The sequence below is a fragment of the Pelomonas sp. KK5 genome, from assembly GCF_001984095.1.
In the GTDB taxonomy this organism is placed as follows: Bacteria; Pseudomonadota; Gammaproteobacteria; order Burkholderiales; family Burkholderiaceae_C; genus KK5.
This window is the reverse complement of the sequence record NZ_LYVQ01000183.1, coordinates 1-13,356: the sequence shown is the minus strand read 5'-3', so window position 1 is coordinate 13,356 and position 13,356 is coordinate 1. Positions and strand designations below refer to the sequence as shown.

Here is a 13,356-nt window from a genome sequence, read left to right as displayed (position 1 = left end):
TGCGCGGCGCCGGCATCGACCTCGCCGGCAAAGCCCAGCCGGTCCCGCCCCGACACCTCTACCTGCCCCCCGTCGCCGGCGACTGCACCGCCACGGGCGTTGACGCGGCCGTCGAAACGCATGTCTCCGTCGGACCACAGCGACACGGTGCCGCCCGATCCGGCCACCGTGGCGCCGGCATCGATGACGGCGCCACGAGCCACGCTCACGCTGCGGGCATGGGGCAATTCCCCCGCCCCCTGCCAGCCTCCGCCGATCGCGACGCTCCCGCCGCCGGCCGTGCCGCTGGCGTCGACACGCGCGCCGTCAGCCAGCCGCACCACGCCGGCACTCATCTCCACGCGCCCGCCCTGCGTCCCCGACACGTCGAGCGTGCCCGCCAGGCTCAGCCGCGTACCGCTGTCGCCGCGCAGCGAGATCACGCCGCCCGCCGACTCGAAGGAAGCGGCGCGAATGGTGCCGCCGACGTTGATGATGTTGTCCACCAGGCGCTGGACCGTGGCCGCGCTGATCTGCACGACGCCCCGCTCGGCCAGGATGCTGCCCTGCTGGTCCACCCGCGCGGCCAGCGGCACACCGGCGCTGTCGCGCAGCTCGCCCAGCACCGCCGGATCGATGATCAGGTTGATCAGGCGATCGCCGTACAGGTCCAGCGTGAAGGCGTCGCCGGCCGCCAGCGCCACCTTGCCCAGGCGCGCATTGATGACGCCGCTGTTGGCCACCTGGTGGCCCACCAGCGCGACCAGGCCGCCGTCCGCGACGGTGATGCGGCCCTGGTTGTCGACCTTGGCGCCGGGCTTGCCGGGGGTGCCGAAGCGCAGGCGGCCCGCCATGAAGTCGCCGGTCGACACGTCGGCCGTTGCCGCGACGAGGCTGGCCACGTCGACCTGCGCGCCGCGTCCGAAGACGATGCCGTTCGGATTGATCAGCATCACCTGCCCATTGGCGGAGATGCGGCCGAGCACGGCTGAGGCATCGTTGCCGACCACGCGGTTGAGCACCCAGGCGCTGCTGCTGGGCTGGTCGAAGCGGACCGTCTCGGCCGCGCCCACGCTGAACGATCGCCAGTCGATCACGGCGCGCGCGCTGCCCTGCTGCACCGTCGTGAGGGCGCCGCTCTGGCTGATCGCGGCCTGCCCCGCGCGCACCTGGCCGCCCTGTGGCGCGGCCAGTGCGACAGGCGCGGCAGCGAGCAGCAGGCCGGCCGGGACAAGGGCGCAGGCCGCGGCGTGCGCGATGCGGTGGCGGGTGAATCCGCTGTCCTGACGGTTGAACTTCATGATGATGTCGCCCTTCGAGAAACTCAGAAGTCGGCGCCGAGGCCGGCAAAGAGACGCGCGTCACGATCGCCCTGGCTGGCCACGTCCTTGCGCTGGGGCTTGGCCACTTCGATATAGCCCTTGCTGCCGAACGGGCCGCTGAAGCGCACGCCGAGACCGAAGCTGGCCAGCGCCGTGCTCAGCGTCGGCGCGCCGACCTGCAGGCGACGCACGCGACCGGCATCCACGAATCCGTACCAGGTGGTGCTGAAGCTGCCCATCAGGGCGTTGCAGCGCAGCTCCGCCTTGCCGGCATAGCCGCGCTCCCCGATGGCTTCCGAAGGATCGAAGCCGCGCAGGAAGACCTCGCCGCCCAGCCCCAGCTGCTCCGCCACCGGCATGCGCTCGTTCGCGTGCTGGGCCGTCAGCGCGAGGAGCAGGGACCAGTCGCCGCCCAGCGACTGCAGGCGCGCCGCGTAGAGGGTCAGGCGCCGGAAGTCCGGGCGCGCGCCGTTGAGCCGCGGATCGCCGGCCGGCGAGGCGCCCAGGCCGGTGATGCCGGCCGAGGCCTCGAGGTCCAGCAGCGTGATGCCGTCCAGGTCGTCGGCATGGTCGGCGGTCAGCCCGAGCCGCAGCGCGCGGATGCGCTCGCGTGACAGCTCGCCTTCGCCCGTGCGGTTGTCGTAGCCATTGAGCACGGCGCGCAGCTCCAGGTTGCTGCGCCGGCTGCGCAGCACCGGATAGCTGAGGCCCAGCTGGACATTGGTGCTGTCCGTATCGATGTTGGGCAAGGGCGAATCGGGCTTGGAGCGGGAGTCCGAGGCCGACCACAGCGCCTTCAATCCCTGCGCACCCAGCGGCGCCTCGCCGTTGTAGGCGAGCATGTTCAGGCGCCGGTCACCCGAACTCACGAGGCGCAGCGCATGGCGATCGAACGCGCCCGCCAGCCCCCTCAACTCCACGCCGGCCTCCAGGCGCAGATGGCCCTGGGCGGGCGCCGTGCGGTTGTGCAGCAGCAGCGAGTAGGCGCTGGGGGTGCGCGCCGCCACGATGATGAGCTCGGACGAGTTCGGCGCTTCCCCCGCCCTGATATTGGCCTGCGCGCTGATGCCGGCAAGTTCGTTCACCAGCAGCATCGCCCTCTCCAGCGTGGCGAGCCGCAAGGGGCGCTCGGCGGTCACCGGCGCGAGCCGCTCGGCCAGCCCCGGCGACTCGAAGCCGCTGAAGGTCACCCGGTCGACATAGCCTTCGAGCACCTGGATCTGCACGACGGCGGGCCCGGCCGTGCCGATGTCCTGCGCCGGCACGATCGCCTGCGACAGGATGTAGCCGGCCTCGCGGTAGCGCGCGCCGACCCGCGCGGCGAGGTGGAACACCTCGGCCAGCGTGACGGTGCGCCCCAGCTTGTCGGCCCACAGCGGCCGCAGCGCGTCGGTGCTGATCGTGCGGTTGCCGCTGAGCTGCACATCACCCAGCGTGAACTGCAGGGTCTCCGCACCGGCCGGTACGTTCTCGCCGAATGCGGGCTCGGCAATGCGCAGGCTGTCGCGCCGCACCGGTTCGGGCGGCGGCCGCATGTCCTGATCGATGCGGCCGGCCGGCTGGGCCAGTGTTGGAGATGCGACCCACAACAGGGCCGCAGCGAGTGCTGCCTGGATCCACGATTTCAAGGAACCCTCCGTGATGCTGTCGCTTGACGGCCGGATGTACGCCCCGACCTCGGCTCAAGCGAATGCCGCCCCGATCGAACCTGGAATCATCAATAGCCCGTCGTTCAACGCTGTGCTGCGACAGCGCCGCGCGGAACGCCTCCCTGAAAGCGTTCCGCAATGCTCTGGCCGACCCGACAAGTTTTCATCCCGAAAACTGTTGAGTCTCCTCAGACTTGAGGAACGCGCAGCTCAAGGCCGTCCAGTGCGCGACGCATGGCGCACATCAGGCCTCGCCGTACGCCATGCAACTCTGACCTGAACGCCTGCGTACCGACGGGCGCGTCCTGGTGATCCACATCGCATGCAAGCGATGGGACGCATGGCGACTTGCCTGCGACTTGGCAGAGGCGAACGCGGGCGGTCCTATCTGGCAGCAGCGTCGCTGGCGCCGGAGTTCAAGCGTGGATCGCTTCCGACTGCGCCTCCCTGGCCATCGGCCGCTCCCTGCCAAGCGCAGCGCGCCGCCAGATCCCAGTCGTCGATTGGACGGCTCAGGGAATTCCCGTCCCTTGACAGACCGCCGACGCCGACTATCATTTGTTCAACTTTTGAGAACCAGGTTCCATTTTATGGAACCAACAACTCAAGGCAGCGAAACCGGCTCAGGCAAGGAGAATCCTTTGGCGACACCTTCGAGTTCAGCGCACGCGGGCGGCACCGGCCACGACCGGCATCCGCGCGCGCTGTCGCCGGCCAACCTGCTGCTGACGCTGGCCCTGAGCGTCTTCGGCGCCATCATCGGCATCCAGATGATGTCCCGCCTGGGCATCACGCCGAGCACCTCGCTGATCGGCGCGCTGGCCGCGATGAGCCTGGCGCGCGTCCCGCTGGCGATGTTCCGGGGCTTCCGCTCGCCGCATGCGCAGAACCTGGCGCAGACGAGCATCTCGTCGGCCACCTTCGGCGCGGCCAACAGCCTGTTCCTGCCCATCGGCATCCCCTTCCTCTTCGGCCTGCCGGAGATGGTGACGCCGATGCTCGTCGGCGTGAGCCTGGCCATGCTGCTGGACGGCTGGCTGCTCTATCGCATGTTCGACACGCCGGTCTTCCCCGCACGCCAGCCCTGGCCGGTGGGCATCGCCACGGCCGAGGCCATCAAGGCCGGCGACAGCGGCGGCCGCCAGGCGCGCATCCTGGCCGGTGGCCTGGTGCTGGGCGCGGCCGGCGCCTTGCTGGGCCTGCCGATGTCGGCCTTCGGCGTGGCGCTGATCGGTGGCCTGAGCGCGATGGCGGCCTTCGGCATCGGCCTGCTGGCCCGGGCCTACTCGACGGTGCTCACCGGCGTGGACATCGCGAGGCTCTACATCCCGCACGGCATGATGATCGGCGCCGGCCTGGTGGCGCTGGCGCAAGTCGCGATGCTGATGCTGCGCCGCCGGCCGCGTGCCGGCGAGGCCGCCGCCGACCCGGCGGGCGCGCCGTCCAACACCGGCCTCGGCGCGGCGCTGCGCCTGGGTGCCGTCGGCTACCTGGCCATCATGGTGCTGCTCGCATTCGGCACCGGCGTGTACCTGGAGATGTCGCCCGGCATGCTGCTGCTGTTCATCGTGTATGGCGCCTTCGCGGCCTTCGTGCACGAGATCATCGTCGGCATCTCGGCCATGCATGCGGGCTGGTTTCCGGCCTTCGCGGTGGCGCTGATCACGCTGATGATCGGCATCCTGATGGGCCTGCCGCCGCAGGGCCTGGTGGTGCTGGCGGGCTTTTCCGCCGCCACCGGCCCGGCCTTCGCCGACATGGGCTACGACCTCAAGACCGGCCACCTGCTGCGCGGCGAAGGCGCCGATCCGGCCTTCGAGCGCGACGGCCGCATCCAGCAGACCATCGCCGCGATGCTGGGCTTCGGCGTGGCCATCGTGGTCGTGGCGCTGACGCACAAGTCCCTGTTCCAGCAAGGCCAGACGGCGCCCATCGACGCGGCCTATGTGGCGGCCATCCGCGCCGGCATCTCGGGCGACACCGCTCTCAACCTGGCGATCTGGGCGCTGCCCGGCGCGCTGCTGCAGTGGCTCGGCGGCTCCACGCGCCAGCTCGGCGTCCTCTTCGCCACCGGCCTGCTGATCGGCAACCCGCTGGCCGGCTGGATGGTCGCCCTCGGCATCGTGGTGCGGCTGCTGGCCTCGCGCTGGATGAGCCGCTCGACGCGCGAACAGATGGAAGTCTTCGCCGGAGGCGTCATCGCCGGCGACGCGCTGCTCAATTTCCTCTCCGGTTTCTTCCCCCACGCACGCAAGTGAGAAAGCAGACATCGACATGAAGCGCAGATTGACCGAAGACGACGTGATGGCCGCGGTGATGGGCGGCGCCATCCTCGGCGGCGGCGGCGGCGGCGACGTCGCCAACGGCGAGCGCGTGGCCCGCCTGGCCCTGCAGATCGGCACGCCCGAGCTGTGGACCGTCGACGAGTTCGACGATGCGGCCATCGCCACCACCGTCGCCTACGTCGGCGCGCCTGCGGCGCCCAACCTCAAGGTGACGCCGGCCCACTTCGTGCGCGCGCTGGAACTGCTGAACAAGGCCCTGCCGCCGACGCTGCAGGTGGTGGCGTTCAACACCAATGAGAATGGCGCGGAGACCACGGTCAACGGCTGGATCCAGTCCGCGCTGACGGGCCTGCCGCTGCTGGACCTGGCCTGCAACGGCCGCGCCCATCCCTCGGCCCTGTTCGGCTCACTGGGCCTGCATGCCGAGCCCGATTACCGCTCGCAGCAGGCCTACGCCGGCGGCCACCCCGAGCGCTACGTGGAAGGCCTGGCCTGCGGACGGCTCGACGTGGCGGCGGCGGTGATCCGCCAGGCCTCGGTCCAGGCCGGCGGCGGCGTGGCCGTGGCACGCAACCCCGTCAGCATCGGCTATGCGCGGCGCAACGGCGCGCCGGGCGCGATCAGCCATGCCATCGCCGTGGGCCGCGCGTGGCTCGAGGGCGGCGTCGCCGGCGCCGCGGCCTTCATGGGCGGGCGCATCGTGGCCGAGGGCCGCGTGAGCGCCTGCCGGCTACAGCAGTCCGGCGGTCTGGACCGCGGCACCATCGTGCTGGACGATGCCGCGCGCACCGAGTTGCCGACCATCAACGAGTACATGCTGCTCGAGCAGGGCGGCCAGCGCATCGCCGAGTTCCCCGACCTGATCTGCACCTTCGCCGAGGACGGCCGCCCGCTGCCCTCCGCCGAGGTGCGCGAAGGCATGCGCGTCTCGGTGCTGCATGCACCGCGCAGCAGCCTGGTTCTGTCCCGAACCATGGACATGCCCGAGCTCTACGCCAAGTTCGCCGCCTCGCTCGGCAAGCCTTTCGGCCCCCGCCAATCCTGAACCCTGGAGATGATGACCATGAAGCGAATCACCCGACTCAGCGCTATCGCGGCTGCCACCGCCCTGCTGTGGTCCACGGCCCAGGCCCAGGAGGCTCCGCCGCCACCGGCCCCAGCGGACGACGCGCAACCGGCCGCCGGCAAGTCCGCGCTCGAAGCGGTGGTCATCACCGCCCAGGGCCGGCGCGAGCTGCTGCAGAACGTGCCCGTGGTGGTGAAGGCCTTCAGCGCCAAGCAGATCGAGGACGCGGGCATCAAGAGCACGCAGGACTTCGTCAACATGACGCCGAACATGTCCTTCGACAACTCCTTCACCTACGGCAATTCCTTCGTCGTGATCCGCGGCGTCTCGCAGATCAACAACGCCGACTCGCCCGTGGCCGTGGTGGTGGACGGCGTGCCGCAGAGCGACCAGAAGCAGCTCAAGATGAACCTCGTGGACGTGGCCCGCATCGAGGTGCTCAAGGGCCCGCAGGGCTCGCTCTACGGGCGCAACGCCATCGGCGGCGCCATCGTGATCGACACCAAGTCGCCCGGCAACGCGCTCGAAGGTTTCGCCAAGGTCGACTACAGCAGCGGCAGCACGCGCGAGCTGTCCGGCGGCGTCAGCGGCGCGCTCGTGCCGGACACGCTGATGTTCCGCCTCGTCGGCCAGACCAAGGGCTCGGACGGCCAGATCGAGAACAGCTACCTGAAGAAGAACGTGGACGCCGTCGGCCACGACAACCTGCTGCGCGGCCGCCTGACCTGGATGGCCAGCGACACGGTGCAGCTCGACCTGCGCGCCAGCACCAACACCTTCCGCGCCGGCGCCACCTGGGACGCGCTGATCCCCGACGGCGACCTGAACAAGCGCCGCAGCCCCAGCTCCAACGTGCTGGGCAAGACCGAAGGCTATGCCGACGAGCTGACCTTCAAGGCCGACGTCGAGACCGGCCTGGGCACGCTGACGGCCATCACCAACCGCGCCAAGCTGCGCGAGAAGTTCGTCGGCGACGGCGACTTCGGCAACCCGGTGGACAACGGCATCACCGGTGCCGCCCAGCGCGTGCAGGGCAAGGACCGCCGCACCACGCTGACCAGCCAGGAGCTGCGCCTGACCTCGCCCGGCAACCAGCCGCTGCGCTGGATCGCCGGCCTGTTCTACCTGACCAAGACCATGGACTTCGAGGAGAAGTCCTTCGCCGACGTCAACGGCGACACGGCCCAGTACGACACGGCGCCGGTGCTGCGCTACAACGTGTTCAAGAACAAGGCCAGCGCCGCCTTCGGGCAGGTGGAGTACGACCTGACCCCGGCCACCAAGATCGCCGCCGGGCTGCGCTACGACCGCGACGACCGCGAGCGCATCGACACGCTCAACGCCGGCACCCGCGTGGACGCCAGCTTCGACAGCTGGCAGCCCAAGCTGACCATGACGCACAAGCTCGGCGCGGACGCGCTCGGCTTCGCCACCTACAGCACGGGCTTCCGCTCGGGCGGCTTCAACACCACCGCTGCGGACCAGCCGATCTTCAAGGCCGAGAACCTGCGCAACATCGAGCTCGGCTACAAGGCCAGCTTCCTCGACCAGCGCCTGATGCTCAACGTGGCGGCCTTCCACTCCGACTCGCGCGACTTCCAGTACTTCTACATCAAGCTGCTGGCCAACAATTCGCTGTCCGGCCGCATCGCCAACATCGACCGCGTCACCATCAAGGGCCTGGACCTGGACCTGCGCTACGCCCCGCTCGCCGGCCTGGAGTTCGACGCCGGCTTCGGCTTGACCGACAGCCGCATCACCGCCAACGCCGCCGAGCCGTCCACGGTGGGCAACCACACGCCCAAGTCCTCGCCCTGGAAGGCCACCTTCGGCGCCCAGTACACGACCGCCCTGGGCGACGGTCTCAACGGCTTCGCGCGCATGGACGTGGAAGTGCGCAGCCGCAAGTACTGGCACCCGGACAACATCCTCGTCTCCGACGGCATGACGCTGCTGGGCGCCCGGCTGGGCCTGCGCGGCCCGCGGGATCGCTGGTCCGTCAACCTCTACGGCAAGAACCTGACCAACAAGTTCTACTACGCGGACGTCAACGGCAAGACGTACAACGGCTGGGCTGCGCCGATCGTGGCGATCGGCTCGCAGGCCGCGCCGCGCACCGTCGGCATCGAGCTCAACTACAAGCTCTGAGCATGTTCGTATCATCGCGAGCTTCGCATCGACTACAAAGGATCCGGCATTGAGCACGCTCGTGAACGCCATGGAGGTGTTGAAGCTGATCGTGCGCCTGCGCCGCGACGTGACGGTGACCGATCTCGTCAACGAGCTCGGCTACCCGAAGAGTTCGGCGTCGCGCACGCTCAGCCAGATGGCCGAGCACGAGTTCCTCGAGCGCGATGCGCTGACCAAGGCCTACCGGCCCGGCGCGGTGATCATGGAAGCCTCCTTCCACTTCCGCGCCAGCACGACGGTGGCCGCCTTGCTGGAGGACGCGCTGGAGAAGCTGGTGGCCGACACCGGCTGCACCGGCTACCTCGGCATCCTCAAGGAGAGCGACATCCTCGTCGTGCAGATGCGCCCCGGCCACAGCGCGCTGCAGGTCTACACGCCGCCGGGCAGCAGCGCGCCCGCGTTTGCCAACTCCATGGGCCGCGCGCTGCTCGCCCGGCACGACGACGCCGAGGTCAGGAAGCTCGTCGGCCGCAAGCTTGCCGCCCCGCCGGCCCGCGCGCCGCAGACGCCGCAGGAGCTGCTCGAACGGCTGGCCCAGGTCCGCCGCCTGGGCTTCGCGGAGTCGCGCGGCGAAGTGCTGCCTCATGTGGCGGGCGTCGCCGCTGCCATCGTCGATCCGGCCACGGGCCAGGGCCATGGCATCGGCATCGCCATGCCGGAGCAGGATTCCACCGATGCCGCCTTCGCGCGCTACGCCCTGTGCGTGCGCGACGCGGCGCAGTCGGTGGGCAGGCGGATCGGCGACGACTACTGGCTGCGCTTCCAGCCCTGAACCCGCAGGCTCCCAGCGGAGCCCTTCCTCCTCGCCGCAGCCTGGCTGCCACGCCCATGAATGCCACTCGCCTGCCCGACGTCCGCTTCGACCAGTTCCTGCGCCATGCCGAGCTCGGCGCCCTCCTCCACGCCTATGCCGAGGCGCGGCCCGAGCTCGTCACCGTGCGCTCGATCGGACGCAGCCATGAAGGCCGCGACATCTGGGTCGTCGTCCTCACCAACGCCGCCACCGGCGCCGACACGGACAAGCCCGGCTTCTGGCTCGACGGCAATATCCACGCCGCCGAATTGACCGCGTCCACGGCCTGCCTGTACTACCTGCACGAGCTGCTCGGCAAGTACGGCACCGACGCCCAGGTCACCCAGCTGCTCGACACCCGCGCCGTCTACATCGCGCCGCGCCTGAACCCCGACGGCGCCGAGCTGGCCCTGTTGCCGAGGCCGCGCCACATCCGGGCGTCCACGCGCCTGTATCCCTTCGAGGAAGAACCCGTCGACGGCCTCACCACCGAGGACGTGGACGGCGACGGTCGCATCCTCACGATGCGGGTGCCCGACCCGCACGGCAGCTGGAAGCAATGCGCCGCCGATCCGCGGCTGATGGTGGCGCGCGAGCCCGGCGAATTCGGTGGCGACTACTACCGCCTCTATCCCGAGGGCTTCATCCGGAACCACGATGGCCTGACCGTCACCGTCAACAAAGATCGCGAGGGCCTGGACCTCAATCGCAACTTCCCGAGCGGCTGGCGCCCCGAGCACCAGCAGGCCGGCGCCGGGCCGTATCCGGCCAGCGAGCCCGAGGTCAGGGCGATGGTGGACTTCATCCTCGCGCATCCGAACATCGGCGCCGCCATCAGCTACCACACGCACAGCGGCGTGATCCTGCGCCCGATGGGCACGTGCAGCGACGACGACATGATTCCCGACGACCTGCGCTGCTACAAGCGCTTCTCGGAACTCGGCACCCGCAGCACCGGCTACCCCGCCGCCAGCATCTGGCACGAGTTCAAGTACCACCCCAAGGAGACCATCAGCGGCACTCAGGACTGGGTCTACGAACACCTGGGCGCGCTGTTCTGGACGGTCGAGCTCTGGGCACCGAACCGGGAGGCCGGCATCGAGGGCTACAAGTGGATCGACTGGTACCGCGAGCATCCGGTCGAGGACGACCTGAAGCTGCTCAAGTGGAGCGACGAGCAGTGCGGCGGCCAGGCCCATGTGGACTGGAAGCCCTTCGTGCATCCGCAGCTCGGCGCCGTGGAGATCGGCGGCTGGGACAGGATGAACTTCTGGCGCAACCCACCGCCGCACCTGCGCGAGCGCGAGGCCGCGCGCTTCCCCGGCTGGATGACGCAGATCGCGCTCTCGCTGCCCAAGCTCGAGCTGCTGCGCAGCGAGGTCCGCGCGCTCGGCCCCGACACCTGGCGGATCCGCATGGCGGTGGCCAACAGCGGCTACCTGCCCGCCTACGTGACGAAGCGGGCGCTGGAGCGCAAGATCGTGCGCGGCGTGATGTTCGAGATCGAGCTGCCGTCCGGCAGCGCCGAAGTGAGCCTGCTCGGTGGCAAGGAACGCATGGAGGGGCCCCAGTTGGAGGGCCACGGCAACAAGTCCTCGCTGCTCGCCCTGCAGCCCAGCCGTGACGTGACGGCGGACCGGGCGGTGGCCGAATGGATCCTGCGCGCGCCGCGTGGCACCCGATTGGCCTTGAGCGCCAGCGCCGCGCGTGCCGGCATGGTGCGCACCGAGATCACGCTGGACTGATCGCGAGGACGCGGTGATGCGTGCCGCAATCGTGATCGGGTGAAGCCCGTCGCGCCGCGTTCCCCAGAAGTTTGTTGCCAGAGAAGTCCAAGACCGCCTCGGAGGCGGTCTTGTCCTACAAGGCTCGACCGCTGGCTGCGGCACAGTCGTCCAGTCTGAAGAACACCATGTCAACACCCTTCATCACAGCGGCCCTGGGTATCGGCGGCATTGCCTCGGCGACACGGCTGCCCCCGGTCGTGGACCGGGCGGGGAGCCATGCGCCTGGCGTCATCCGGCGCACGCCGCCCGGCGTCTCCTGACCGCCTCGTCGACGACACCGATGGCTGCCGCCGAACTCTCCGACGCCGTCCCGCGACTACCTGCAACGGACGAATTCGCCTGGCTCGGCAGCGGCACCGACATGGACCGGCGCATGCGCGCGCTGGACTGGGGCGGCACGCCGCTGGGTGCGCTGCATGCCTGGCCCCAGAGCCTGCGGTCCGCGGTCAGCATCTGCCTGGGATCGCGCTTCCCCATGGTGGTGCTGTGGGGGCCGCAGCTGACGATGGTCTACAACGACGCCTACGCCCCGCTGCTGGGTGACAAACATCCCGGGGCGCTCGGCTGCGGCATCCGGGAGGTCTGGAGCGAGATCGCCGATGTCATCGGGCCGCTGATGGCCAGCGTGCTGGAGACCGGCCAGGCGACCTGGATCCCCGACGGCCGGCTGACCCTGGAACGCCATGGCGCGCCCGAGGAGACCTACTTCTCGTACTCCTTCGGCCCGGTGCGCGTCGAGGACGGCAGCGTCGGCGGGATCCTCGCGGTCACGATCGAGATGACGCAGCGGGTCGTCGGCGAGCGCCGGCAGGCCTTCCTCACGCAGCTTGCCGATGCAACGGCCGGCGCTGCAGATGCCGCCGAGGTCTGCGGCCGGGCGCTGGGCGTGATCGGTGCGGGAACACCGGACCTCGACCAGGCATCCATCCACCTCCATGGCACCGGCCCGGACGCGCCGCCCAGGCTCGGCCCGCGCGCACTGGCCGTGCCCATCCGCACGGCCGAGTCCGCCGAGCCGCTCGGCACCCTGGTCGTGGAAGTGAATGCGCATCGCCCGCTCGATCAGGGCTGCCGCGAGTTCGTCGCGCTGGTCGGTCGCCAGATCGCGCGCTCGATCGCCGACGCCCGGTCGCTGGCGCAGGAGCGGGCACGCGCACTGGCCGACGTGGAACTGCGCCGCATCTTCGATCAGGCGCCCAGCTTCGTCTGCATCATGAAGGGGCCGGAGCATGTCTTCGAGTTCGTCAACCGGGCGCATGCCGCGCTGTTCAACAGCGCCTCATGGATCGGCAAGCCGGTGCGGGAGGCCTTCCCGGACATTGCACACCAGGGCTACTTCGAGCGGCTGGACCAGGTCTACCGCACCGGCGAGCGCTTCATCGCCGCGGCCGCGCCGGTGCGATACCGCTACTCGCCGCAGAACCCCGAGGAAGAGCGGCTGCTGGACTTCATCTACGCGCCGATCCGCGACGACGCGGGCTGCATCGTCGGCATCTTCTGCGAGGGCTTCGATGTCAGCGCCCGCCGAGCCGCCGAGACAGGGCTGGAAGCCGCCCGACAGCAGGCCGCGGAGCAGCGAAGGCTCTACGAGGCCATCCTGAACAACACGCCGGACCTGGCCTATGTGTTCGACCTGTCGCACCGCTTCATATATGCCAACGACGGCCTGCTGCGCATGTGGGGCAAGACCTGGCACGAGGCCATCGGCAAGACCTGCCTGGAGCTCGGCTACGAACCCTGGCACGCCGCGATGCACGACCGGGAGATCGAGCAGGTGGTGCGGACGAAGCAGCCGATCCGGGGCGAGGTGCCGTTCGACGGCACCTTCGGGCGGCGCATCTACGACTACATCTTCGTCCCGGTGCTGGGCGCCGACGCAGAGGTGGTCGCGGTGGCCGGCACCACGCGGGACATCACCGAGATCAAGGCCATGGAGGAGACGCTGCGCCTGCAGGCCGACCAGTTGCGCCAGGGTGACCAGCGCAAGGACGAGTTCCTCGCCATGCTGGCGCACGAGTTGCGCAACCCGCTGGCGCCGCTGCGCAACGGCCTGGCCATCATCCGCCGCCTGGCCCCGAGCGACACGGCGCGGCTGCAGGACGTACGCGCGATGATGGAACGCCAGGTCGTGCAGATGGTGAGGCTGGTCGACGACCTGCTGGACGTGACCCGCATCTCCAGCGGCAAGATCCGCATCGGCATGGAGCGCGTGGCGCTGGCGGAGGTGCTGCAGGCGGCCGTCGAGACCAGCCAGCCGCTGATCGACCAGGCCCGGCATGCGCTGA

At 69.9% G+C, this 13,356-nt stretch carries 9 protein-coding genes; 7 read left to right on the top strand and 2 right to left on the bottom strand.

Translation table 11 applies throughout. The annotated features are described in order from the left end of the window. Together B0W88_RS23375 and B0W88_RS23370 are read right to left on the bottom strand one after the other, a co-directional pair. A partial coding sequence (locus tag B0W88_RS23375) for a filamentous hemagglutinin N-terminal domain-containing protein (protein WP_144006909.1) occupies nt 1-1,280 on the bottom strand: 1,280 nt, incomplete at its 3' end. 23 nt (nt 1,281-1,303) lie between these two features. Beyond that, complete coding sequence (locus B0W88_RS23370) at nt 1,304-2,929, bottom strand: ShlB/FhaC/HecB family hemolysin secretion/activation protein (RefSeq protein ID WP_144006908.1); 1,626 nt, start codon at nt 2,927-2,929, stop codon at nt 1,304-1,306. Between the two features lie 662 nt (nt 2,930-3,591). Here B0W88_RS23370 and B0W88_RS23365 point away from each other — a divergent pair. The 7 genes from B0W88_RS23365 to B0W88_RS32685 form a co-directional block, all read left to right on the top strand. Then, the gene (locus B0W88_RS23365) at nt 3,592-5,208 is read left to right on the top strand and encodes an OPT/YSL family transporter (RefSeq protein WP_077037024.1); all 1,617 of its coding nucleotides are present in this window, start codon (nt 3,592-3,594) and stop codon (nt 5,206-5,208) included. A 16-nt stretch (nt 5,209-5,224) separates the two neighbouring features. Next, nucleotides 5,225-6,280, top strand: a complete 1,056-nt coding sequence (locus B0W88_RS23360) for a DUF917 family protein (protein ID WP_077037023.1) — start codon at nt 5,225-5,227, stop codon at nt 6,278-6,280. An 18-nt stretch (nt 6,281-6,298) separates the two neighbouring features. Then, a complete protein-coding gene (locus B0W88_RS23355) occupies nt 6,299-8,449 on the top strand; it encodes a TonB-dependent receptor (RefSeq protein WP_158080927.1) in 2,151 nt (716 codons plus the stop codon). Nucleotides 8,450-8,498: 49 nt separating this feature from the next. Next, a complete protein-coding gene (locus B0W88_RS23350; RefSeq protein ID WP_077037022.1) occupies nt 8,499-9,263 on the top strand; it encodes an IclR family transcriptional regulator in 765 nt (254 codons plus the stop codon). 56 nt (nt 9,264-9,319) lie between these two features. Further along, the gene (locus B0W88_RS23345; protein ID WP_077037021.1) at nt 9,320-11,029 is read left to right on the top strand and encodes a M14 family metallopeptidase; all 1,710 of its coding nucleotides are present in this window, start codon (nt 9,320-9,322) and stop codon (nt 11,027-11,029) included. Nucleotides 11,030-11,196: 167 nt separating this feature from the next. Beyond that, nucleotides 11,197-11,331, top strand: a complete 135-nt coding sequence (locus B0W88_RS35135) for a hypothetical protein (protein ID WP_255378664.1) — start codon at nt 11,197-11,199, stop codon at nt 11,329-11,331. 20 nt (nt 11,332-11,351) lie between these two features. Next, on the top strand, nt 11,352-13,356 hold a 2,005-nt coding region (locus B0W88_RS32685; RefSeq protein WP_158080926.1), incomplete at its 3' end, for a PAS domain-containing protein.